The organism is Clostridium magnum DSM 2767, assembly GCF_001623875.1.
In the GTDB taxonomy this organism is placed as follows: domain Bacteria; phylum Bacillota; class Clostridia; order Clostridiales; family Clostridiaceae; genus Clostridium_AM; species Clostridium_AM magnum.
This window is the reverse complement of record NZ_LWAE01000006.1, coordinates 133,970-157,932: the sequence shown is the minus strand read 5'-3', so window position 1 is coordinate 157,932 and position 23,963 is coordinate 133,970. Positions and strand designations below refer to the sequence as shown.

The 23,963-nt window shown below is 31.2% G+C and carries 21 protein-coding genes; 2 read left to right on the top strand and 19 right to left on the bottom strand.

The window, feature by feature from the left end; genetic code table 11:
- Positions 1-39: 39 nt before the first annotated feature.
- The 3 genes from prmC to CLMAG_RS21675 are packed head-to-tail and all read right to left on the bottom strand — an operon-like array spanning position 40 to position 2,449.
- Positions 40-915, bottom strand: a complete 876-nt coding sequence (prmC, locus tag CLMAG_RS21685) for a peptide chain release factor N(5)-glutamine methyltransferase (RefSeq protein ID WP_066627433.1) — start codon at positions 913-915, stop codon at positions 40-42.
- On the bottom strand, positions 915-1,826 hold the full coding sequence (locus CLMAG_RS21680) for a DUF1385 domain-containing protein (RefSeq protein WP_066627431.1): 912 nt from the start codon (positions 1,824-1,826) through the stop codon (positions 915-917). Before CLMAG_RS21680 ends, prmC begins: the two co-directional genes overlap by 1 nt.
- A 14-nt stretch (positions 1,827-1,840) precedes the next feature.
- Positions 1,841-2,449 carry a thymidine kinase gene (locus tag CLMAG_RS21675; protein ID WP_066627429.1) on the bottom strand — a complete coding sequence of 203 codons (609 nt, stop codon included), beginning with the start codon at positions 2,447-2,449 and terminating at the stop codon, positions 1,841-1,843.
- A 204-nt stretch (positions 2,450-2,653) separates the two neighbouring features.
- Here CLMAG_RS21675 and rpmE point away from each other — a divergent pair, with 204 nt between their 5' ends.
- Positions 2,654-2,866 carry a 50S ribosomal protein L31 gene (gene rpmE / locus CLMAG_RS21670; RefSeq protein WP_066627427.1) on the top strand — a complete coding sequence of 71 codons (213 nt, stop codon included), beginning with the start codon at positions 2,654-2,656 and terminating at the stop codon, positions 2,864-2,866.
- Between the two features lie 201 nt (positions 2,867-3,067).
- On the opposite strand, the gene rho is transcribed toward rpmE, so the two are convergent.
- The 7 genes from rho to ypeB form a co-directional block, all read right to left on the bottom strand.
- On the bottom strand, positions 3,068-4,543 hold the full coding sequence (gene rho, locus CLMAG_RS21665; protein ID WP_066627424.1) for a transcription termination factor Rho: 1,476 nt from the start codon (positions 4,541-4,543) through the stop codon (positions 3,068-3,070).
- 360 nt (positions 4,544-4,903) lie between these two features.
- Entirely contained in the window at positions 4,904-5,248 is a 345-nt protein-coding gene (locus CLMAG_RS21660; protein WP_066627420.1) for a hypothetical protein, read from the bottom strand.
- 374 nt (positions 5,249-5,622) lie between these two features.
- A complete protein-coding gene (locus CLMAG_RS21655; RefSeq protein WP_066627417.1) occupies positions 5,623-7,236 on the bottom strand; it encodes a CTP synthase in 1,614 nt (537 codons plus the stop codon).
- 228 nt (positions 7,237-7,464) lie between these two features.
- Entirely contained in the window at positions 7,465-7,776 is a 312-nt protein-coding gene (locus tag CLMAG_RS21650) for a ribose-5-phosphate isomerase (protein ID WP_066627410.1), read from the bottom strand.
- 211 nt (positions 7,777-7,987) lie between these two features.
- Positions 7,988-8,407, bottom strand: a complete 420-nt coding sequence (locus CLMAG_RS21645) for a YwiB family protein (protein ID WP_066627407.1) — start codon at positions 8,405-8,407, stop codon at positions 7,988-7,990.
- 32 nt (positions 8,408-8,439) lie between these two features.
- A complete protein-coding gene (locus CLMAG_RS21640) occupies positions 8,440-9,426 on the bottom strand; it encodes a queuosine synthesis (RefSeq protein ID WP_066627403.1) in 987 nt (328 codons plus the stop codon).
- A 93-nt stretch (positions 9,427-9,519) separates the two neighbouring features.
- Positions 9,520-10,893, bottom strand: a complete 1,374-nt coding sequence (gene ypeB / locus CLMAG_RS21635; RefSeq protein ID WP_066627400.1) for a germination protein YpeB — start codon at positions 10,891-10,893, stop codon at positions 9,520-9,522.
- Between the two features lie 378 nt (positions 10,894-11,271).
- Between ypeB and CLMAG_RS21630 the strand changes: the two genes are divergently transcribed.
- Complete coding sequence (locus tag CLMAG_RS21630) at positions 11,272-12,516, top strand: MGDG synthase family glycosyltransferase (protein WP_066627391.1); 1,245 nt, start codon at positions 11,272-11,274, stop codon at positions 12,514-12,516.
- Between the two features lie 166 nt (positions 12,517-12,682).
- Here CLMAG_RS21630 and spoIIR read toward each other — a convergent pair whose 3' ends face one another.
- The 9 genes from spoIIR to CLMAG_RS21585 all read right to left on the bottom strand — a co-directional run bounded on the left by spoIIR (position 12,683) and on the right by CLMAG_RS21585 (position 23,953).
- Complete coding sequence (gene spoIIR / locus CLMAG_RS21625) at positions 12,683-13,333, bottom strand: stage II sporulation protein R (RefSeq protein ID WP_066627389.1); 651 nt, start codon at positions 13,331-13,333, stop codon at positions 12,683-12,685.
- Between the two features lie 89 nt (positions 13,334-13,422).
- A complete protein-coding gene (locus CLMAG_RS33075) occupies positions 13,423-14,598 on the bottom strand; it encodes a Ger(x)C family spore germination protein (protein WP_066627387.1) in 1,176 nt (391 codons plus the stop codon).
- Positions 14,599-14,601: 3 nt separating this feature from the next.
- On the bottom strand, positions 14,602-15,702 hold the full coding sequence (locus tag CLMAG_RS33070; RefSeq protein ID WP_169809812.1) for a GerAB/ArcD/ProY family transporter: 1,101 nt from the start codon (positions 15,700-15,702) through the stop codon (positions 14,602-14,604).
- A gap of 16 nt (positions 15,703-15,718) precedes the next feature.
- The gene (locus CLMAG_RS21610; protein ID WP_066627382.1) at positions 15,719-17,179 is read right to left on the bottom strand and encodes a spore germination protein; all 1,461 of its coding nucleotides are present in this window, start codon (positions 17,177-17,179) and stop codon (positions 15,719-15,721) included.
- A gap of 32 nt (positions 17,180-17,211) precedes the next feature.
- Complete coding sequence (locus CLMAG_RS21605) at positions 17,212-17,406, bottom strand: CLC_0170 family protein (RefSeq protein WP_066627804.1); 195 nt, start codon at positions 17,404-17,406, stop codon at positions 17,212-17,214.
- A gap of 226 nt (positions 17,407-17,632) precedes the next feature.
- Positions 17,633-18,475 carry a 4-(cytidine 5'-diphospho)-2-C-methyl-D-erythritol kinase gene (ispE, locus tag CLMAG_RS21600; RefSeq protein WP_066627379.1) on the bottom strand — a complete coding sequence of 281 codons (843 nt, stop codon included), beginning with the start codon at positions 18,473-18,475 and terminating at the stop codon, positions 17,633-17,635.
- A gap of 195 nt (positions 18,476-18,670) precedes the next feature.
- On the bottom strand, positions 18,671-21,295 hold the full coding sequence (gene cphA, locus CLMAG_RS21595; protein ID WP_066627376.1) for a cyanophycin synthetase: 2,625 nt from the start codon (positions 21,293-21,295) through the stop codon (positions 18,671-18,673).
- Between the two features lie 48 nt (positions 21,296-21,343).
- Entirely contained in the window at positions 21,344-22,159 is an 816-nt protein-coding gene (locus CLMAG_RS21590; RefSeq protein WP_066627374.1) for a cyanophycinase, read from the bottom strand.
- 231 nt (positions 22,160-22,390) lie between these two features.
- Complete coding sequence (locus CLMAG_RS21585) at positions 22,391-23,953, bottom strand: DUF3794 and LysM peptidoglycan-binding domain-containing protein (RefSeq protein WP_066627367.1); 1,563 nt, start codon at positions 23,951-23,953, stop codon at positions 22,391-22,393.
- Positions 23,954-23,963: the final 10 nt, after the last annotated feature.

Genomic DNA, 23,963 nt, shown 5'->3' with positions numbered 1-23,963 from the left:
ATTTTCACAATAAATAATTATATCACAATTCTTTTATTTCTAGCAACAAATTTCAAGCTTTCCTTTTATAACTCTATCTTTTTCAGCTAAATCCTTTATGCATTTTATCTCACCGAATCCATTTTCTTTTAATATTTCAGTTACAGCTTCCTTTTGATCATGCCCAATTTCAAATATTAATAATCCACCTTTATTTAAAAGCTGTATACTTTGAAAAGTTATCTTTCTATAAAACTCTAATCCATCTTCTCCCCCATATAAAGCTTCATAGGGTTCATAGTCTTTTACATCTTCCATTAAAGTTTCTATAACATCTGGTCTTATATAAGGAGGGTTAGATACTATCATATCAAATTTCTGCCCATTACCTATAAAACATTCTAATAAGTCACTTTTAAAAATCTGAACCCTATCACCTACAGATAATCTATTTACATTTTCTTTTGTTACCTCATAAGCTATATCAGAAATATCACAGCTCTTAATTTTAATATTATCTACAAGCTTGGCAATAGATATTCCTATTATTCCACTTCCACAACATACATCACATATATTTTTAAACTTATTTTTCTTTATTTCTTCAATTGCAGATTCTACTAAAACTTCAGTATCCGGCCTTGGAATAAGCACCCCTTCTTTAATATAAAAGGGCATCCCCATAAATTCACATTCCCCAAGCATATATTTTATGGGCATTTTATTTTTTCTTTTTTCCACAAGTTGAAAGTATTTTTCAGCCTCTAAATCACTGACCTCATACTCTCTATTTATAAGCATAAAAAGTCTGTCTTTTTCTATAACCTTCCCCAGTAAAAGCTCACAATCTAACTGATAACTGTCTATACCTACTGATTTTAAAATTTCATACCCTTTTTTTAAAAGTTCCCCAATCTTCGACTTCACCTTTTCCATTAATCCACAATCCCTTCTGCAGATTTAAGTGCAGCTATAGCAACTTCAAGCTGCTTATAATCTGGTTCTCTTGTTGTAAGCTTTTGAAGCATAAGTCCAGGATAAGCTGTAATCTTTGATAAATTACTTCCACTTTTCCCCATCCATCTTATAATTTCATAAGTTATTCCAGATACCACCGGCAAAAGTACTATCCTATATAATATTCTTTCCCAGATATTACTCCATCCAGTCAATGAAAATAGAACTATACTAACTATCATAACTAAAAACAAAAAGTTTGTACCACATCTTGGATGAAATCTATTAAATTTTTCTGCATTTTCAGGAGTAAGTTCAATTTCATTTTCATAACAAAATATAGTTTTATGCTCTGCCCCATGATACTCAAATACTCTTTTTATATCATCCATTTTTCCTATTAAAAAAATATATGCTAGAAAGATAGCTACTCTTATAATCCCCTCAATTATATTTAGCCCTACTGTATTATAAACACCAATCTTCTTAAAGATATTAGCAGCAAATGTAGGTAATATAAAGAACAATAACGTAGCTATACCTATAGATATACAAAGGGTAATGCCCATCAAGACATCATTTGATTTATCTTTAAATATACCTTCAAACCACTTATCAAATTTAGAAGGTTCTTCCTCTTCATCCTCAAAAAATGAAGCAGAATAATTTAAGGTATTTATTCCTACTATTAAGGATTCTATTAATGATACGAAACCTCTAATAATAGGCATTCCTAGCAACTTATTTCTCTTTGTAAAAGGTATACTTTCCTTTCTATCTATAACAATTTCACCATTAGATTTTCTAACAGCTGTTGCTATTCCTTTCATTCCTCTCATCATTACACCTTCAATTACAGCTTGACCTCCAACTGTAGTCTTCCTACCCATTACATCACCCCGCCTTAATCCTTCATTTTTTGTTTATCATATTTTTCTTTATATTCAAAATAGCATTTAGGACAAAGCGCCTCATACTCAACATCATCTTCTTTATCTATTGCTATTTGTTTCCCTTTAAAAATAAACTTGCCATTTACTTTTCTTCCATTTAAAAGAGCCTTTTTTCCGCACTGGCATATAGTTTTTAACTCTTCAAGACTATGGGCTAAAAGCAACAACCTTTCACTGCCCTCAAAGCCGTTCATTTGGAAATCTGTGCGAAGACCATAACAAATTGTAGGTATATCCATAGAAACTGCTACTTTAAATAACTGATCTATTTGCTCCTTTTTGAAAAATTGAACTTCATCACCTAGAATACAGTCAATTTTTCCATGTTTGTTAATCCATTGCTCTACTTCCTCATATATATTCTTACTATCATCCAGCAGCATATCTACTTCTCTAGTTACGCCTAGTCTGGAAACCACCTTGTTTCCACCCTTTGTATCTGTTTTAGGTTTAATAATAATAATCTTCATACCTCGTTCTTCGTAATTGTATGCTACTTGAAGAAGGTTTGTAGATTTTCCACAATTCATAGCGCCATATCTAAAGTATAACTTACTCATTTATATTACTCACTCCCTATATTTTCACATTACCCTAATTACTTCCTAGGTATATAATTAACCAAACAAGTATATTCTATCAGACATAATATATATATTAAAGAGTATTTCTAATTTACTTTTATTGACTGACACTTGTCACTGTGTTATAATACAATAGTTATAAAACAGACGATATGTTTAAATTCGAAAGAGGTGAAAAATATGAAAGAAGGCATACATCCAAATTACCATCATGAGGCGGTAGTTAAGTGTGCATGTGGAAACACTTTTACAACTGGTTCAACTAAAGATGAACTTAAGGTTGAAATATGCTCTCAATGCCATCCATTCTTCACTGGTAAGCAAAAGATAATGGACGTTGGTGGAAGAGTAGATAGATTCATGAAGAAGTTCAACTTAAAATCTGAAGAATAATAGGTTTTAAAGCTTACTTTACAACTTATTACAAAACCTGTCCTTTATTTATAAAAGGGCAGGTTTTGTTGTTTTATCCGATAACTACCCGCTCTAATACTCCCACTTCTCAAAGCGTACGTTGCGAGCGGCTACGTCCCTGGATTCGTTTAACTAAGAATTAGTTAGAGTTTGAAACTCCAACTAATTCAAGTTTCCACTTCATCTATCTATACTTTTATTTATATCTGTCTTACTTGCTATGTTAATAAATTCCTCATTTGTTTCTGTTTTAGATAATAGACTTATTAGCTGTTCTGTTACACTTTGTGTATTATTTCCAGCATATAATACCTTTCTTATATTAAAGGCTACATCTTTTTCCATCTGGCTATCAAATAATAAATCATCTCTTCTAGTTCCTGATTTATATATGTCTATAGCAGGGAATATTCTTCTTTCTTGTAACTTTCTATCAAGATGTACTTCCATATTTCCTGTACCCTTAAATTCTTCAAATATCATATCGTCCATTCTGCTTCCTGTTTCAACAAGTGCAGTAGCAAGAATAGTAAGACTTCCGCCTTCTTCGATATTTCTAGCTGCACCAAAGAATTTTTTAGGCATAATTAATGCTCCTGGATCTAATCCTCCTGAAAGAGTTCTTCCTGTTGGAGTAATCGTTAAGTTATAAGCTCTTGAAAGTCTTGTAATACTATCTAAAAGAATTATAACATCTTGCCCTTGCTCCACCATTCTCTTTGCTCTTTCAAGCACCATATATGCAACTTTAGTGTGATGTTCAGGTTCTTCATCAAAAGTCGAATAAATTACCTCTCCATTTATTGATCTTTGCATATCTGTAACTTCTTCTGGTCTTTCATCTATTAATACAACTATAAGTTTTGATTCTGCATGATTTGTAGATATACTTTGAGCTATTTTCTTTAGAAGAGTAGTTTTACCTGCTTTAGGAGGTGCTACTATAATTCCTCTTTGTCCTTTACCTATAGGTGATATTATATCCATAAGTCTTGCTGATAGATCTGATTTTACTGTTTCCAATTTTAATCTTTGATCTGGATATATAGGTATGAGTGTTTCAAATGGTTTTCTTCCAACTGCTCTTTCTGGATTTTCTCCATTTACTCTTTCTACATAAAGTAAAGCCTTAAATTTTTCTCCTTCTTTTGGAGTTCTAACTTTACCTTGAACCTCATCACCTGTCTTTAGATTAAATCTTCTAATTTGAGATGGTGATACATATATATCATCAGGTCCTGTTAGATAATTTTTACCTCTCAAGAATCCATAATTATTACTTTCTATTATCTCAAGCACGCCTCTAGCGGTATCAGACTCATTTATCATTTCTTTAAGTTTTTCTCTTTTTTCTTCAGTAACTCGTTGTTCTTCAACCTTTTCTTCTTGCACCTTTACCTCTTCTTGTTTTACAACTTCTTCACTTTTTATAATTTCTTTATTTTCAACTTCCTTGGCAGTATGTACTGTCTCAATTTTAGGAGTTATTTTTTCTCTAAGTATTATACCGTCTTTTTCGATATAAGCAGGAGAAACCTTCTTTATTTGCTCAATTAACTCAGCCTTTTTATATTTCGATACATTCTTTATATCTAAATTCTTTGCTGTTTCTCTTAATTCAGCGACAGTCATGCCTTCTAAATCTTTGTTAATCAAAGAATAACACCTCACATTATTTAATTTTAATTATATACAACCTTTTGGGAATACTCGAAAGAATCTTATCCATTAGCTTTCAGCCTTAAGATTACCTCTTATCTATAGACGGTAACGACTATCGCTTAAAGGATTGGAATTTCTATCATAAGAAATTCTTCATTGAAAGGTACTGTGCACAATACATTATACCCCTTTTTTTTATTTTAATCCATATTATTATAAAAAAAATACTTACTTGAATAAATATAGGGCTTTTTCTACACTCTAAACCTATAATTCTCCTAACCCAAACCTAACTATTAGCTAATCTTCCTTAAATGTAATTAGGAGTAAAAGAAACACTCTTACTCCTAATTACTATATCATAGCATATAACTTTCTGTTAACATTTTTCAATTGATTGATTTTTTGATTTACCTTGTCATATTTGCCTATATAAAACAAAGGCTCTCCTAAAACTTCACAACCGCCAACTATTAATTTTCTTCTTACAAATTCATTTACGCTATATCTGTAATAATGATCCTTGCCACAAACAGGACATTTGACCTTTATAATAACCTCTCTGTTATTTTGAACTTTTACTTCTAGAGAGGTGAAATCTTTATTAATTCTATTTGTTTCAAACAAAGAAAATCTATTTACACTATAATAACCATAGAAGTTTTTAAGAGCTATACTGATATCTGTATTAAGTAACATTCATCTCCCCCTCCTGACTTTTAAATTTTTATATAATCTAATTACTATATTTCTATAAATATTATTAAAATCCTTCATAAAATTCTACAATTATTACTTTAATAAGTTACTTTTTTTCGACAAAACAAATTGGTATATGCAATTCAATTATTTGCATATACCAATTATGAAGTGAAAACTTGAATCAGATGGGGTTTCAAACCCCATCTGATTCTTAGTTGAACGAATCCAGGGACTTAGCCGATCTTTACTCCCAGTTAAGCAGAGAGCCCAAATCTATGATTTGGTGCCAATCGCTTACTCCTCTGACGTAGGAAGAGGAGTTTCATATAAAGCGTGGGAGTATTAGAGCGGGTAGTCATCGGATAAATATACTAAAATCCTACATTTACATTATCTAATGATGCTTTTATAAAATCTTTAAATAACGGATGCGGTCTGTTTGGTCTTGATTTAAGTTCAGGATGGAATTGAACTGCTACAAACCAAGGGTGATCTTTAATTTCAACAATTTCAACCAATCTTGAATCAGGACTTGTTCCAACTAAAGATAATCCAGCTTCAGTCAACACTTTTCTATATTCGTTACTAAATTCATATCTATGTCTATGTCTTTCGTATATAATTTCTTCTCCATATGCTGCTGAGGAATTTGTATCCTTTAATAGCTTACATGGATATACACCAAGTCTCATAGTACCGCCTTTTTCATCTATATCCTTTTGATCAGGCATTAAATCTATTACCGGATGAGTTGTGTCTGGATCTATCTCTGAAGTATTTGCATCTTTATAACCTAATACATTTCTAGCAAATTCAATAACAGCACACTGCATACCAAGGCATATTCCAAGGAAAGGAACTTTATTCTGTCTTGCCCACTTTATAGCTTCAATTTTTCCTTCTACTCCTCTATCACCAAATCCACCTGGCACTAAAACTCCATCTACATCTTTAAGATATTCACCTACATTATCACCTGTAAGTTCTACCGCATTTATCCATTTAACACTTACATTAGAATCATTAGCATAACCACCATGACTAAGTGCCTCTACTACAGATATATATGCATCGTGAAGTTCTACGTATTTTCCAACTAGACCTATAGTTACATTTCTTGAAAGATTTTTAACCTTGTTAACCATCTCAATCCACTCACTATTGTCTATTCCTTTACATTTTAGATTTAACTTCTCACATACTAAAGTATCTAAACCTTCTTTATGAAGCATTAATGGAACCTCATATAGATTTTCTGCATCTAAATTTTGAATTACTGAATTTCCATCTACATTACAGAATAATCCTATTTTTTCTTTTAAATCACTTGGAATAGGTTTTTCTGAACGGCATACTATTATATCAGGCTGTATACCTATACCTCTTAATTCCTTTACTGAATGCTGTGTAGGTTTAGTCTTTAACTCACCTGATTTTCCTAAGTATGGAACCAATGTCACATGTATAAAACATACATTTTCTCTTCCAACATCATATTTTATCTGTCTTATTGCTTCTAAGAATGGTAATGATTCAATATCTCCAATAGTTCCACCAATTTCTGTTATAACTACATCTACATCTCTTTCTTTACCAACTCTGTATACTCTTGATTTAATCTCATTAGTTATATGAGGGATTACCTGGACAGTTCCTCCTAGATAATCTCCTTTTCTTTCCTTGGATATCACTGACCAATAAATTTTACCTGTAGTAACATTGCTGTTTTTACTTAAACTCTCGTCTATAAATCTTTCGTAATGTCCTAAATCAAGGTCTGTTTCAGCACCATCGTCCGTAACAAATACTTCTCCATGTTGGTATGGACTCATTGTTCCTGGGTCAATATTTATATATGGATCAAACTTTTGAATTGATACGTTAAGTCCTCTATTCTTTAAAAGTCTTCCTAATGAAGCTGCTGTTATTCCTTTTCCTAATGAAGACACAACTCCACCAGTTACAAATATATACTTTGTACTCATAAAACTCCTGCTATTAAAGCAGTCTTCACCCCCTGTTTTGTATAGATATTTTACACTCATGTATTGCTATACTAATAATTATTGACAAATAACCTTATTAGTATTATAATAATAAATACCCTTATATTATATAATGGCATTTTTGTGTTTTAAAAACATATCTAGTATAATATCATATTTTTCTATGTTATGCTACTGTTTTTTTATCTTTTGTCGAAAATTTTAATTCTAATCTGTTTTTTCAATTAGATCTTCAGCTTCAAAATACATACTTCTTATCTTTCTATTTAATAATAGCTTTTCCTCTGCCTTTTTTAAATTATTCTTTATTCTATTTTTATTCACCGTTGGAAAATCTTTTTGAATTATTACCATGTTATCATCACAGCCATATTTCTTAATAAGTAGATAAAATAAGTATTTGCATTCTTGATCTCTTAAAATTTTAAATAGGTCCTCTCTATTTAATCCTTTGTATTTGCACAACAAACCTATTATTTTTTCATATTTCTCTTCTTTATCAGAAAAATATTTCTGCATTATAGCATTCCCCCATTTTTAATAAATATATTATTAATTTAAGTATGTCCATATTAATAATTTCTAAACAAATATAATATTGCTACAATGTACAGAAAACTTTTGGACCCAAAAGAAAGAATTAGATGATATTTAAATACCTAAACGACATCTAGCATGTAAGTCGCAGATTCGTAGACAGGCTCCATCTAATTCAAGCTTTCATTTCATTTTACTCTTGTGCTTTTATACTTATTTTTAGCATAGTATTGTATGGAGTTTGTCCCGATAAACTCATGTTATAATTTACCATAACACTCCCCCCATTATCATTTATATCTATATCTAAATCCTTTGTTTCTATTTTTAACTCTAAGGTACCGTATGGCGTGTTATACATAGATACGTTTTTTGTTTTTTTATCAAAATCCATCTTAGCACTAGTACTTCCCATTCTTATAAGTGAAAACTTATCTTTACCTATTTTTAAGGTCGTTGTAGTCCCCCTCATGCCGGATAACTCTGTTTCTTCATATACAGCATAATAGTAATTCTCTTTTTTATAAAAATTTCCCGGAGTAACCACCTCAATAAGCTCCTCTTCATCAATTGATTGTTTACTTGATACTGATATAATAGCCTTTTGTTTCACAAATCTCCCCCCTGTTTTTAAAAACCAGAACTCTAATTTTGTAGAATAAATTCATCTATCTCTTCATCTGTGGCTGGTTTTACTTCTATCTGATTACTAAAAGCTTTTTTAAAGTAGCCATACTTAATTTTAACTTTTTCCTCATCTCTTCCTTTACAATACCTTCCTGTAACTCTAGCGGCAAACTCTATATCTTCTTCTGTAGGTTCACCAACTATTATGACCATAGAGCCTTTAAAATCCTCTGCTAAAAAAATCATATCCTTTGTAGTTAAGTATTCCTTAATCTCAGCTGTTTCCTCTGCTGTTCTACAGGATATAATTTTAGCTTTATCAGAAACCCTAAAGTGTCTTCCTAATCTTAATATTTCTAAATCATTAATGCTTGGCATTTCCTTATGCTCCAAAAGTTCCTTTAGTCTTTTAGCATATCCAGGCTCTGTTAATTTACACCCTCCTGCTGGAGAAGGATAATCTACAATGCCCCATTTCTCCGCTAGTTCCATTTGAACTTTTCTAGTTCTACCGGATATGTCTAAAAGTTTTTCTCTATCTACCAATCCCTCTAATTCCATCTTTGTAGGATTAAGATTTTTAGCACATAAAGGTCTTAATATTTTATCACTAAAACCTGATTCTTTTTTTACTATGTCTAATGAAATTCTATTTTGAGACATAGGTCTCTGATTTAAAACTTCTCCTGTTATTATAAAATCTGCTTCGTATTTCTCTAAAAGCTTTCCAGTGTAGTTCAACATCATTGTATGGCAATCTATACACGGATTTATATTTTTTCCATACCCATGCTTAGGACTTTTAACAAGCTCAAAGTGCTCCTTTGAAAAATCCACTATTTCTAATGGAATATCTATTTGTTTTGTCATTTTAATAGCATTCTTAGGTCCAAAAAAATAAGATTTAAAACATATACCTATTACTTCTATTCCTTGGTCTTTTATAAGCTTCGCTGCTAGCGTACTATCAAGTCCACCAGATATCATTGCAAGTGCCTTCGTCATATTAATCACCTTTCTAAACTATTACTTAGAATAAAAACTTCTAAGTAATAGTTTAGTTAATTTTAGCTACTTTATCAACATATTTATCAAGAATTACATCGTAAGCTGACCATTTGGCGTGTTTATGATTTGAACTATTCTTTGCTCGTATCCAGTTTCTGCATTTATATATACTATATAGCTATCGTCCTTATAGCTTCCTGAAAACTCATAGCATAAGACTTCCTTATTAGTCTCTGTAGGAACTATCGCCATTCTTACACTACTAATATCTAGTCTTTTTCCAACCCTTTGTTTTGCTTGGTCTGCTGTTATCTTAGCTGCAGGTATATTTCTATTTTCTTCATGGGATGTAAGATATTTTTCAGACTCTATACCTATTATACTTCCATCATCTAGTGCAACCTTAAGCTTTATCTGATCCGGATATATCATATAGTCCTTCTGCTTATATACATAATTCACTACCGCAATATTATTTTCATAGTTTAAGGAATATGTAGGTGTCATATTATTGTATCCTATGTTTTTGAGATAGTTAGTTCCAATATCAATAGCTTTTTTTACATCTATCTTTGGACTACCTATCTGTCTATCATTAAGTAGATATAATACTTTTCCACCAGGTTTACTAATTTGGCAAATTACTCTCTGGTTTTTATCAGTTCTGCCTTTCATTGCTACCGAAAATCTAAAAGAGCTTATCTTTTCTTTTCCTTGACTAGCTTCTAATTGGATGCTTTCTATTTTATCATTACCTATAACAACTCTAGCAGTTTCTTCTGCCTGTTTTTGGGATACTTCTTTTTGGGAACTTATTTTAGGTTTTATCTCGAGAATATTATCTGAAAAAGGTCCATCATAGATTAAAGCAGGATATTGAACTACCTGTTTCTGTATTCCTTGAAATTTTTCAGCTAATGGTTGCTCTTTACCGCTAGCCAATACTCCTGTAACCTTTTTTCTTATCTCTCCCCACCTTACCCTTCCTTCATTTATATCTGAAGATACATTTTTCAATTGTTGCTCTAAAGTAAATGATTCATTTTTCAATCTATCTATTGATGCATAATCAGCGTCTGATAAATTTCTACCTTCAGAAGATACTTTCCCTAATGTATAGCAAAAGTCACCTACTTGACTAAGAAATTTACCTGTATCTCCTATGGTTTGTTGGGATATTGGAAGAGAATGAAGCTTATCATTAGCCATTGAGGCATTTCTAAATATCTCTTCAAATACAATAATGCTTTGTTCTCTAGAACCTACTATAGCAGCTTTGCCTAAATTCACCCTTATGTTTTGAACAGAATCTATCAAATCATACATACTTTTACTATATTCCGCTTGAAGATAGTTTCTATAGTCTGTTCTTTCTAGAGTCATAAGTATAGCAAAGGTGCTTGTAAAAACTACTATTAAAGTTACTAGTGCTGTATATATTATTCTTTTTCTGGCGATTTTCACAAAAATACCCCCTAATCTTTACATAGTAATACCTTTAGAATTTTGAAAACCATATGCTATATTATCTGTATTTAACTAATTGTTATTCATTGAATATAAATTTACTAAAAAATGAAAAATAATTTGCAAGTTTTCCCGATATATTAGTATACTATTTAGAGAGACAATAAATTAAATATTGGATATAATATTTCTTAATATAGAATCCTATTGTATGAATGAAATGTACTACTTAGGTCAAGATTAGTAATTAAAAAAAATTTAACATAAACAAATGATTACTTATATTAAATTTTTCTTAATTGTTTCTTAAATCGGTTTATTATTCCCATTACATTCTATATAATGGTATTACATACTTAACCAGAAGGTGATTAAATGAAAGTATTGATTCTTTCAATTTCTGCCGGTGGTGGCCACGGTCACGCTGCGCAAGCCATAAAAGATTATATAAATTTAAAAGATTCAACATCGGAAGTAAGAATCATTGATACTTTAAAACATATAAATCCGATAATAGATAAAGTGGTAATTGGCAGTTACTTAAAAACATTAAAAGTTACTCCTTCCCTTTATGGCAAGCTGTATACTCATTCTGAAGGAGATTATACAATAGCAAGTACAATAAGTTCTAAACTTATTGGCATAATGACCCATAAGCTATTGCCTTTAATTGAGGAATTTAGCCCTGATATTTTAATATGCACCCATCCTTTTTCAACGGAAATGGTGTCCGTAATGAAAAGTAAATATAATATAAACGTTCCTTCTATGTCAATAATCACAGACTATTACTCTCATAGCTCATGGCTTCATCCTTATATAGATGCATATGTTGTTTCAAACTGTGATATGATTGAGGATATGGTTTGTAAAGGTGTGCCTAGGAGTATTATTCACAATTTAGGTATTCCAGTTAATCCAAACTTTATAGATAAATATGAACCAGTCAGTACACTAAAAGAATTAAACTTATCTGAAGATAAGTTCACTATACTTGTTATGGGCGGAAGCTTAGGAATGGGTAAAATTACGGAGCTTTATCAAGAGCTAAGCAAAATCAGTAAAGATATTCAGATTATAATAATAACAGGCCGTAATAATAAGCTTTTTTCAGAACTTACAAAGCTAAAGGAAGCTTCCGAAAAAGAAACTAGAATTATAGGCTTCACAGATAAGGTTAATAAATACATGCAATCTTGTGACTTATTATTAACTAAGCCTGGAGGGCTAACAATAACAGAAGCTCTGATATGCCGATCTCCCCTTGGTCTCTTTTCTCCGATCCCAGGCCAAGAAGAGAAAAATGCTCAATTTCTATTAAAGCATAACTTAGCTGTTAATTTATCAGATGTAGACAATTGTAAAGACTTAATTGAGGATTTGCTGCGTTTTGATAACAAACTAGAAATCATGCGAGAAAATTGCGACAAATTTTCCAAACCCAATTCAGTATGTGATATTTATAATCTTATAAATACGCTTATATGTGATAAAAATATAAAAAATAATAACGTAACTTCTGAGAAGACTCTCCACGAAGATAGCTCTAATAAAAACTTTTTAAAATCTATAGAAGAATACTTCATAAAGACTGCAAATAAAATTTTTGTTGGAAATTAACAATTACATATTCATAACAATGAAGTGGAAGCTAAGAATCAGATGGAGTTTCAAACTCCATCTGATTCTTAGCTTTACTTTTCCTATTTCTAACTTAGTAACATGAAAAAATACTCTATCTATATGCCAATACATTGACTTGTTATTCCTTTTCATATAACTTATTTTAAACCATTAGTTTTTTAACATTTTGAAATATCTCTAATAGTTTAAACTGAATCCTTATATCTTTTTTGTTACTTGACTTACTCAATTGATTATTCACAATTTCATATTCTTCCGGAGATAGAACCTTTTTCATCTGATCTTCTGTTTGTTTATACGAAACTTCTCCTTTTGTTATATCTACAAAACATACAGGAGGAAACATTACACACCACCAATTCTGTCCTTCACCTGATCCTATTATTATTCTATAAGCCTCATATTTACCTTGAGGCAAAGTAATATTACCATAGGTTTTTATAGGAAAATTTTCATTGGATAAGGTACTTGTAACAGAGTAATTATATCCATTTTCCTGTATAACTTTATTTGCTATAGCTATAATTTTTTCATTATTTTGTCTAATAATTTTTCGCGATTCATCTATACTTTTGGAATTTTTAAGCTTAGGTTGCATATATTCCAAAATCTTGTCCCTTACTTTTAACTTTAAGGCTTGGTCACTTTTTGAATCACTATTAGCAATTACATGAAATCTTATAATTTTAGATGCTATATCCTTTTGAGTATCTTGCCCTTTTCCATAAGTCATATTAGTATTTAGAGCGAATATAACTAAAATACATATAATCATAAATAAAAACTTTTTCATTTTTTTATCCCCCATTCATCCAAAGTTCTTATTTACATTATTGACTAATATTCTAGTTATATTCACTCTTTCTGATTCAAGTTTTCACTTCATTTCACTACACCTATTCTTCTAATGTTTGTATCTATATTTACATTAATATCTGCATTTTTATAGGCCTCACTCCAATTATCTTTTTTTTCTCTCCATATACCCGGATGAAACTTTTCAACATATTCTCTAATTCCAATAGGATCAACTTGAAATTTTTCTTGAATAAGATTAATAACCTGTTCACATTCCATTTTTATAGATTTATTAAAGTTTTGCTGCAAATAACTTAACTGGTCCCTAGAGAAAATACCGCTATCAGTATAATAATCCTTCACTTCTCCTTCCAGCCTAATATTAATATTAAAAGAGAGATTTCCATTTTTATTATCTACACTTATTTTTCTATCTAAATCACTAATAACAAAATCTAGTGGATGATTATTTAAAAATATTACTCTTTTTCCGCCCTTTAATGTTCCACGAAGCATTTCTAGGTTTCCAGTTTCTGAAGGAGTTAAAGATCCTTTTACTTCATAGTCTTTAATTATAGATACCCCTGCTATATTAAGTTCTTTTTTGTCTTTTTCCATAACCATTCTCGGTAGTAAAGCGTTACCATTCTCACTTAATAAAATAAGAAATTCATTTAAGTTAATAGGAAGTATATTTTCGTTTCTATTACTATTCTCTATAAGGCCTGATATATATCCTTCAATGTTTTTTTCCATTGTGGGTTTATATTTTATATACTCTTCTGGCCTTCCTTCCGCTAAAACTACATACATCATTCTATTTAAAGAAGGCTCCCGCTGCAGATAGTCTATTATTTCTTTTGCAATATCGGGATATGACATTAATTCACTGCTAAGTACTAAGAGCTTTGTATGGCTGAACTTTATGTCTCTGCTACTTTTACGTGATGCCTTCGTTAGAGCATCCTGCATTGAATATCCGTCTGAGTTTATATATATACCTTCAGCTGTAGCTCCTTTATCTGGTCCTAATTTGCTTATATCAGGAGCGCCTAATGTTAAATGGATTTTTTTCATTTCTAGAGCTGTATAAGGCTCATCCGGATTGAATTTCTCCATTTCTTTTTGCTTACAAATATCCTCCCCAACATCAATTCCTATTATGGAAACGATACTTTTTTTATCTATTTCAACTTTATCCCAACATCCACCTAAAAGAATGCAAATTAATAATAAGGATATCATTCTTCTTAACTTCATTTCCTAATCACACTCCTCTACAACTCTTTTCTTTGAAGGCCTTCTCAAAATAAGTATTAGAGGAAGTATAACTAAACTATATAAGTAAAGTGGAGGTGTAACTTTGCTACTTATATCATAGACTTCAGCTATATTTTCTGGATATAACGCTATAAGATATATAAAAGGTACTATTAATACAGAGGATAACTTTATGTCACTTAATCTAAACATATCCTTTACTATATCTGAAGACAAATAATAGGAATTCACAAATGTTGTAAAGTAGAATACTACCCATAAAGCCATAACCACACCTTCCCATCTTTCTATAAAGGCACCTGGAATACTTATGGACTTTATCATAGTTATGGTAGGCCATAATAATATCTTTGTCTGAGATTTTGTAAATACAGCTAATGTAAATATAACTATAACCACATAAAAAATTGTTATAAATATAATACTTCTAAGTGCTGTTTTCGGTATTTGCTTTTTATTTTTCATAAAAGGCAGCAGCATATATATTATTTGAATACCTCCAAAACTGAATAGAGAACTTCTTATTGTTCTTATATACTCGTAGGGACTATTATTTAATATTGGAAATATATTTGTAAAATCTGTCCTATTTAATGTAAATAACAGCACTACTATTATAGGAGTAAACATTATCCAAAAAGAAATCTCATTAAATTTAACTAGGCTATCTATTTCTCCTCTTATAAGATAACTTCCTACAAGTATGGTTACTAAGAGCAAAAACTCTGTTGGAGTTTTTTCTAATAGATACATTTTTATGACTTCTATAAATATTCTCATGCCAATAGCTACCGAGAATATGTTATAGATTATAAAAATCAACGCTAAACCAGCTCCTACTATTTTTCCAAAATTTTTCTCTACAATACCATAAAACTTATTATAATCATTATTCTTCATTGCCTTATAAGCTATATATATAAGGAAGTAACTTATAATTCCACTAAGTATAGTTACAATCCAACCATCAGTTCCAACACCTGTGGCAAGTTCTCTAGGATAAGAAAAAATGCCAACACCTACAACAGTTACTACAATGGTTGTAAATAACCCATAAGGTGCAATAAACTCTTTATCCTTCATAATAGATATACCACCCCTATTTCTGTCTTACTTTATCTTCTGTTCCCATATATTCCGGTCTATTCTTAAAGTATCTCAACGGAAATCTTAAATACATATCCTTGAAATCATTTTTATTAGCATTATTCATCGGTGCTAAATAGGAAATCCCAAAGCTTTTTAGTCTTACCATATGTATAAGTGTTAATATAAGACCTATCATTATTCCGTAAAGCCCTATTATTGCTGCTGCTATTATAAGTAAAACTCTCAATATTCTAAAGGCTGATGTAATTTCATAGTTAGGTGTTGTAAAACTAGTTATAACAGTTATAGAAACTATAATTATCATTATAGGACTTACGATTCCCGCAGTTACTGCAGCCTGACCTATAATAAGACCTCCTACTATACCAATAGTAGAACCTATTGCCTTCGGCAATCTTGCTATAGCTTCAAGCAAAAAAGCCATACTTCCCTCCATAATTAAGGCTTCTACAAAAGCAGGAAAAGGAACACCTTCCCTAGATGATGCTATAAAATATGCTAACTTCGTAGGAATTATGGAAGTGTGAAAAGATGTAACCGCAACATAAAGAGCTGGAAGTATCAATGATATAAAGATAGAAAAAAACCTTATTAGCCTTATACCAGATCCATAAATCCACCTTTGATAATACTCATCAGGGGATTGAAATAAGTTAGACATAGTTGCCGGTACAATAAGGGCAAAAGGCGAGTTATCTACAAGTATAGCAACTCTTCCTTCATATAAAGCTGCAGCCACAACATCTGGCCTTTCTGTACTTTGTATTTGGGGAAAAACAGACCATTTATTATCCTCTATAAGCTGTTCTACATATCCACTATCTAAAATAGCATCTATATTTATGGTTTCTAATCTATTAAATAATTCCTCTAAAACCTCCTTATTTGCAATATCTTCTATAAACATTATTACTGAATCAGTTTTAGATCTAACTCCTAATGACTTAGGTACCAACTTAAGTCTCGTATCTCGTACTCTTCTTCTAATTAATGCAGTATTGAATCTTATAGTCTCAGTAAATCCATCTCTTGCACCTCTAATTACAGTCTCTCCTGATGGCTCTGATACTCCCCTAGCTGGCCAGGAACGACTAGCAACAACATAACAGTTCTCTAATCCTTCTATGAACATTATAGTGTCGCCTGACAGCATTGCATCAATACCTTCACTAAGTTTTTCTATTTCTCTAACATCAGTAACAGCCAAGATTCTATTCTTTATTTCACTTGCGTCTGTTATACTGTACCCCTTAAACATGACGTTTTCTAGTACATAATCATTTAATAATTTCTTGTCTCCCATTCCATCCACATATATAAGGGCAGCTTTAAAATTTCCTATATAAAATTCTCTAAAAACTATATCAGATGCATTTTTTAATAACTCCTTTATATATGCAACATTCTCTTCTGTTTTTAATGATATGGAATCCTTAACTTTCTCTTTCAAAAATCATCACTTCCTCTAGTCAAATTATGTTTTCAAGCAACATATATAGCTAACACATATAAAACAATTGAGGCTATTATAGACACCCCCCCTATTAATTTCGCCTTATCAGCTGCCCTGTTTTGGTTGGCTCTTTTAAACCCTTTCGAGTCAATAAAAGCTAATACGAAGCCCTGTATAACCATTAGTATTAAAAAATATTTACTAATCAGTCCTAATATCCTCATAACATCCTCTCCTAGCATTTTTTAGCTAACTCCTAAGAATCTTAAATTATTTTTAGCTTTATGAAAATTAATTATTCATGAAAGTGAAACTTGAATCAGATAGCAGTATTAGAGAAGGTAGTCATCAGATAAAAAAACAGTGTATAAAACCATTAAGATTTTATACACTGTTTTTTATCCTATAACTTTATCCGATGCGAAGCCCCATGTGATTCAAGTTTCCACTTCATATAGTTCTTGTTATAAAGACTTCTTTATATATTTTCTTCATTTTATCATAGCACATTTGAGCTTTTAACATATCTTCGAAAAACGCAAATATAGTAGGTCCACTTCCACTCATTAATGTCCCTATAGCACCCGCATCAAGCACTTCTTTTTTTATGTTCTTTAAGGTCATATGTTTCTTTAGTGTAACATTCTCTAAGACATTTTTCATATTTCTGCATACCCCAAGAAGATTATCCTCTTCAACATATTTAACTAAAAGATCAGTGTCTGGATGCTTTATTATTTTGTTTATATCTAAATTGCTATATACTTCTTTCGTAGATACTCCAAACGGCGGCTTAATAACCACTAATATATGATTTTTAAAAGACTTCATACTTGTTATCTTTTCTCCTATACCTTCACACAAAGCAGTTCCACCAACTATGCAATAAGGTACATCTGCACCTATCTTAAGCCCCAGTTCCATAAGCTCTTTATCCTCTAATTCAGGTTTATAAAGGGTTCTCATTGCCTTCAACACTGCTGCTGCATCCGTACTTCCCCCTGCCATTCCTGCTGCAACTGGTATATATTTTTTCAGATATATATCTATGCCGCCATCTATTTTATAAGTGTTTATAAAAAGCTCTGCTGCTTTATAAGCTAAATTCCTCTCATCTGTAGGAACATAGGGCTTATTACAAATTACTTTTATATCCCTGCATGTTTTTTTAACATTCAAAATATCATATAAATCTACAGTTTGCATTATCATTTTTAAAAGATGATATCCGTCTTCTCTTTTTCCAACAACATCTAACGATAAGTTTATTTTAGCATAAGCTTTTAGTAACATTTTTTATCCTCCAGGAAAATATTCACTTGCTTAAATTGTATATAATTAAATAGCATAATACAACTATAAATTTAAAGCTATACCCTTATAATCTAGAATTTTGGAAGATTTTACCTTCAAAATTCTAGATTATAAGGATATAGCTTCAATTATTCGAAACAGTTCATTAACTTAACAATATAGAACTAGCATTTTTTAAACCATGATAGTTGATTGATTCTTATTTTCAATATCAGTGATCTTATTCTTTACGATCTCAACTAGAGGATTATATTCTTCAAAAAAAGTTATGATTAAATCCCCTGGTCTCGCATCATCAATAGCCTTTTCTAATGCATCTCTCTCATCCAATATCGTACTTACTTTTTTATGATTAAATCCAGACTTTATTACTCCTCTTTCTAAAAGCTTAGCAATTTCGCCAATTTTTCTCCCTCTTCTATCTCTATCCTCTTTTATATATATATAATCAAAATTTTCTCCCGCTATTTTACCTACTTCTTCTACACTGCTATCAGTCCTGTCACCAGGCACTCCTATTATTCCAATCAATCTATTGTGATCTATATTTTTTGCGCCTTTCAATACAGCCTTATATCCTTCTATGTTATGACCATAATCTAAAACTACTGTAGCTCCCTTAACATTATACATATTAAATCTTCCCGGATTAAAATCCTCATCACCGTAAAAACTCATCAAGCCTTCTTTTATTATAGAGTAGTCTATCTTTAATCCAACAAGGGCCGAGCATGCTGCCATAGCATTTTCTATATTATAATCTAATTTACCTTCTAGCGTGATCTTTATGTCTTTAACTCTTACTATAGGAGCTATGCATTTATCATCTTCTACATACATAATTCCTTCATGAACGTACACACCATAGCCACCGCACTTTATATTTTTCCTTAGTATAGGATTATATTTATCCTTTGAGAACATTATCTTTTTACTTTTTACTCGCTTTATAATAGTTATGCTTACAGGATCATCCGCGTTTAATACTGCATATCCATCATCTTTTACAGCTTCTGCCACTAAGGATTTTACATAAGCAAGGTCCTCAATAGTATCTATGCCATCTATACCTAAATGATCTTCTGTAATATTTGTAATAACCGATACATCTGCCGAGTCATAAGCAAGTCCTTTTCTTATTATACCACCTCTTGCTGTTTCTAAAACAACTGCGTCTACCTCTTTATTCATTAATACGGTTTGAGCACTATAATATCCAGTAGTATCGCCTTTATAGACACACTTATCATTTATATATATTCCGCCAGTAGTAGTCATTCCAACATTCTTCCCTAGCTTTTTCAAAACATAACCTATAAGCCTTGTTGTAGTAGTTTTCCCATTAGTACCTGTTACAGATACTATTGGTATCTCCTTAGTTACATTTTTAAACATCATATCAACTATAGCTCCAGCTACGTCTCTACTATTACCCTCACTTGGATAATGGTGCATCCTAATTCCTGGTGCAGCATTTACTTCTATTATTGCACCAGCCTGAGTAATTGGTTTACTTATATCTTCACAGCATATATCTATACCACATATGTCTAATCCTATAGTTTTTGCAGTTCTCTCACATATTTCTATATTCTCTCTGCATATTATATCTGTGCAGTCTACAGCTTTACCTCCCGTAGATAAGTTTCCATTTTCCCTCAATACTATTTTTTTTCCTTTAGATACAATTGTATCTAAACCATATCCTTTTTTCATAATATATGTTTTTAGTTCATCACTTATTTTTATTTTTGTTAGAGGTTTCTCATGGCCTTCTCCCCTCATAATATCCTTATTTACTTCATCTATGAGTTCTTTTATGCTTCTTATACCATCACCAATAACATACGGTGGTATCCTTTCCGATGCTGCCACTACTTTGCCATCTACTACACAAACCCTATAGTCTCTTCCAGATATATTCTTTTCAATAATTATATTCTTAAAGTTTTTAGATAAGATTCCATAAGCTTTAATAGCCTCTTTTTCATTCTTAATGTTTATCAAGACACCCTTACCTTGGTTTCCAAACCTAGGTTTTAAGACTACAGGATATCCTATCTTTTCTGCCTTAATTAGCACATCTAAACCATTTGTTACCATACCACCTTCAGCCACAGGTAGGCATTGGTTATATAATATCTCTTTAGTTAATAATTTATCACAGGCTATATCTACAGCAATACAACTTGTATTATGTGAAATAGTTGCTTCTACTATTTTACTCTGCTTGCCATATCCCAATTGGAACAGGCTTCCTTCCCCTATTTTCATTACAGGTATTTTTCTCTTTTTAGCTTCTGTTATTATAGACAATGTACTCGGTCCAATCTCCTCCGCCTTTAGTACATTCTTTATTTTTTCCATATAATCATCCAAATTATATGTGCTTTGGTTAATCAATGAATTTATTAAACTTACTGCTAACCTTCCAATTTCTATTGCACTATTCTTATACATATATTGATATATAATATAATATTTATCTCCCTCAATTTCCCTAGACTTGCCGTAGGCAACATTTATACCCACCATATTTTGAATAGCTAATATAATATGTTCGCAAACATGGGCAAGATAGGTACCTTCTCTCAACCTTTTTTCGAAACCATGTTCTTCATCAATTCCACATCTATGCTCACTTAACACAGGAATCATCTTCAATAAATTTTCATTAAAACCCATTATGGACTTTGTTGGAATATCCATATATCCTTCTAAATCTACATACATCTTTATACATTTTTTATGGGAGTATATATTTCTTCCTTCAAAAACTATAAATTCATCTATTTTCATTTTTATATATATTGTCCTCCTATTTAAATAGCCATAGCTTATAAAATTTTAAGCTTTGGTTCCACTATATGGTGTTTTAGTATTTAAGTTAAATTTATCCCCAGACTTAAGAACATATAATTTCACGTTAAAAATAGACAGTATTTCATCTGGATGTTGTTCTGATACATTACTATAAGTTATATTACTTCCATCTATAACATATACTGCCCCCGAGCCTATTACCTTAAACTCTCCTTGATCACCTACAATAATTGCGGTATCTTCATCTATTCCTATGCCTAAGCTTTGAGGATTTTCTGCTATTCCAACAAGTAATCTTCCAATTCTGCCTCTCTGTGCAAAATGTTGATCTATAATTACATCTTTAATCATTCCTAGTCCTGGTGCCATCTTTAATGTGCATTTCTTTGGTGATTCTTCATTAGGTCCTGTAACTATCATAGTGCCACTCATAACGGATGCCCCCGCAGAAGTTCCAACAAATATACAACCTTTTTCATATACACTTTTCATTACTAAATATATTGGGGTTCCTCCTATTAAACTTGTTATTCTAAGCTGGTCTCCTCCTGTAAAGAATACTAAGGCAGCATTCTGTATAATCTGAACATTGCTTCTATCATAAGCATCTCTTCTTTCTCTTATGTTTAGTATCCTTATATTCTTAACTCCCAATTCTGTGAATATTTGTTTGTACTCATCACCTAATTCTTCTGGTAGTTCAGATGCAACTGTTGCTATAACCAGAATATCTTTTTCTTTATCTAGCTTTCCACAAACTTCCTTAAGTATTTCTTTATCACCTTTTTTATCTTCTGCTCCTCCTATTATTATTAAACTACCTTCTAACTTTTCCTCCAAATGTATACACCCCTTTTTGTGAACATTTTATATTTTTTCCACATAGCAAATTATTATACATAAACTAAACCTTGCCTTTATTCAAATTTCTTCATTTATTACTAATAATTTTTAAGAGATTATTGACTTTGAATTGAGATTTCCTTAAATATAACAGCAAAAAACTTCAGTAGAAAATTACTGAAGTTTTAAGTAACTATTATTTTTATATACGAATCCACTTATCTTATATTATATTATAGCCCTTCCTGGTATAATGAGCTTATGTCCAACCTTCACAACATCTGGGTCTTCTATATTATTTAGTTTGACTAAATCATCTATAGTTGATGCATATTTTTTAGCTATTTTCCATAACGTATCTCCATGCTGTACAGCATAAATAGTAAGACTAGCTTTCTTTTTAGGTAATTCTCCTTCTATAGACACTATATCTACCAAAAACTCTTTATGAGTAACATAGTTAACTCTAGTATAAACTTCAACTACAGCTTTTATTGCTATAGTATCAGCTTCTATAGACGCCTCTATATTTTCCAGACAAGCTTTTCCTATGCACTGCATGTCAATCTTACATCCAGGTACTTCCACAGTGCAACTAAATGGTATTTCTTCATTCACTGTATATATATTTTTTTCCTCATCAATAGTTCTATACAACACATCAACATTTAAAACTCCATCTACAATAACTTTGTCTTCTACCAACTTTTTATCCGTTATACACACTTTTCCACAAGTCATAAGTATTTGGGATATTTTAGGGCTATCTCCGTCTATCTCAATATTATATTTAACTATACTTTGACAAGTTGCATGACCATGCATTACATTTAGTTCATAATCCCTTTTATTCATCTGTAGAAGCAACGATGGAGAGTATGCATCCTGTATAATATCCATTTCTTCCTTGTACATAACTTTTGAATTTGATTTTATCAAAGCTTCTACAACAAGAGTTCTATTTTCACCTAAGTCATCCTCTTTAAAGTCAACACCTACTGTATCAACTTTAAAATCTGTATAACTATCCATAGTGGGATTTACACCCTCCAAATCCACTTCCTTGTTAACTTCTACATTATCTTCTACGTAAACTAAGTCTCTTATATCCTTTCCTCTATAAAGTATGCTAACAAGTACGTTTGCATTTATTGATATCTTTCCTTCCATAACTCTAACATCTTTTTTATGAACTTTAACATCACATTTTAGTACAGTTCCTATTTGTGGCTTATCCATAGGAATTTGTATCTGACTCTTAGCAACTAAATCTTCAGAAACGTTTCCTACTATTTTATCTACTGTAGCAGGGCTTTTTAACATTTGCATATCCTGTGAGCCTGTTACATCCTTTATAACTTCAAAATCATAATTTTTGTATACTTCTGCCTTTAATTTTACGATTCCTTCAACTGCTATCTTTCTTTCATTAACTATATTACATTCCATATGTTCAACATAACAATCAGCATCACATATCATCTTGTGTTCTGCACCTGGAATCTCTACATAATTTGAAAATTTTCCTACATAATTTACACTGTGAACCCCTATATTTTCTTCTTCCCTAGCTAAATAAAGTATAGTGTACTCTACTTGTCCTTCTACTAAAACCTTATCTTGCATAACTTCTTTAGCTATAATAATTGGTTTAGCATCGATCATTAAGACTTCATTAACATCTGGATGGGTGTCTGGTATTACATATTCGGCTTTTACTACAGTGTCAGAAAAATCTTCATGAAGAAGTTGTTCACATTCTATATTTTCTTTAATCAGCTCCATAGCCATATTATATCTC

Bases quoted from the DNA above. Each gene is read 5' to 3' on its own strand.
- CLMAG_RS21660 (WP_066627420.1), bottom strand. From the start codon at position 5,248: ATGTTACTTAATACAGATATCAGTATAGCTCTTAAAAACTTCTATGGT.
- CLMAG_RS21680 (WP_066627431.1), bottom strand. From the start codon at position 1,826: ATGGGTAGGAAGACTACAGTTGGAGGTCAAGCTGTAATTGAAGGTGTA.
- CLMAG_RS33075 (WP_066627387.1), bottom strand. From the start codon at position 14,598: ATGAAGTTAAGAAGAATGATATCCTTATTATTAATTTGCATTCTTTTA.
- CLMAG_RS21605 (WP_066627804.1), bottom strand. From the start codon at position 17,406: ATGAGGATATTAGGACTGATTAGTAAATATTTTTTAATACTAATGGTT.
- cphA (WP_066627376.1), bottom strand. From the start codon at position 21,295: ATGAAAATAGATGAATTTATAGTTTTTGAAGGAAGAAATATATACTCC.
- rpmE (WP_066627427.1), top strand. From the start codon at position 2,654: ATGAAAGAAGGCATACATCCAAATTACCATCATGAGGCGGTAGTTAAG.
- CLMAG_RS21675 (WP_066627429.1), bottom strand. From the start codon at position 2,449: ATGAGTAAGTTATACTTTAGATATGGCGCTATGAATTGTGGAAAATCT.
- ispE (WP_066627379.1), bottom strand. From the start codon at position 18,475: ATGTTACTAAAAGCTTATGCTAAAATAAACTTATCGTTAGATGTTGTT.
- CLMAG_RS21655 (WP_066627417.1), bottom strand. From the start codon at position 7,236: ATGAGTACAAAGTATATATTTGTAACTGGTGGAGTTGTGTCTTCATTA.
- spoIIR (WP_066627389.1), bottom strand. From the start codon at position 13,333: ATGAAAAAGTTTTTATTTATGATTATATGTATTTTAGTTATATTCGCT.
- CLMAG_RS33070 (WP_169809812.1), bottom strand. From the start codon at position 15,702: ATGAAGGATAAAGAGTTTATTGCACCTTATGGGTTATTTACAACCATT.
- CLMAG_RS21640 (WP_066627403.1), bottom strand. From the start codon at position 9,426: ATGACGAAGGCACTTGCAATGATATCTGGTGGACTTGATAGTACGCTA.
- CLMAG_RS21650 (WP_066627410.1), bottom strand. From the start codon at position 7,776: ATGCAGAAATATTTTTCTGATAAAGAAGAGAAATATGAAAAAATAATA.
- CLMAG_RS21585 (WP_066627367.1), bottom strand. From the start codon at position 23,953: ATGGCTATGGAGCTGATTAAAGAAAATATAGAATGTGAACAACTTCTT.
- prmC (WP_066627433.1), bottom strand. From the start codon at position 915: ATGGAAAAGGTGAAGTCGAAGATTGGGGAACTTTTAAAAAAAGGGTAT.
- CLMAG_RS21630 (WP_066627391.1), top strand. From the start codon at position 11,272: ATGAAAGTATTGATTCTTTCAATTTCTGCCGGTGGTGGCCACGGTCAC.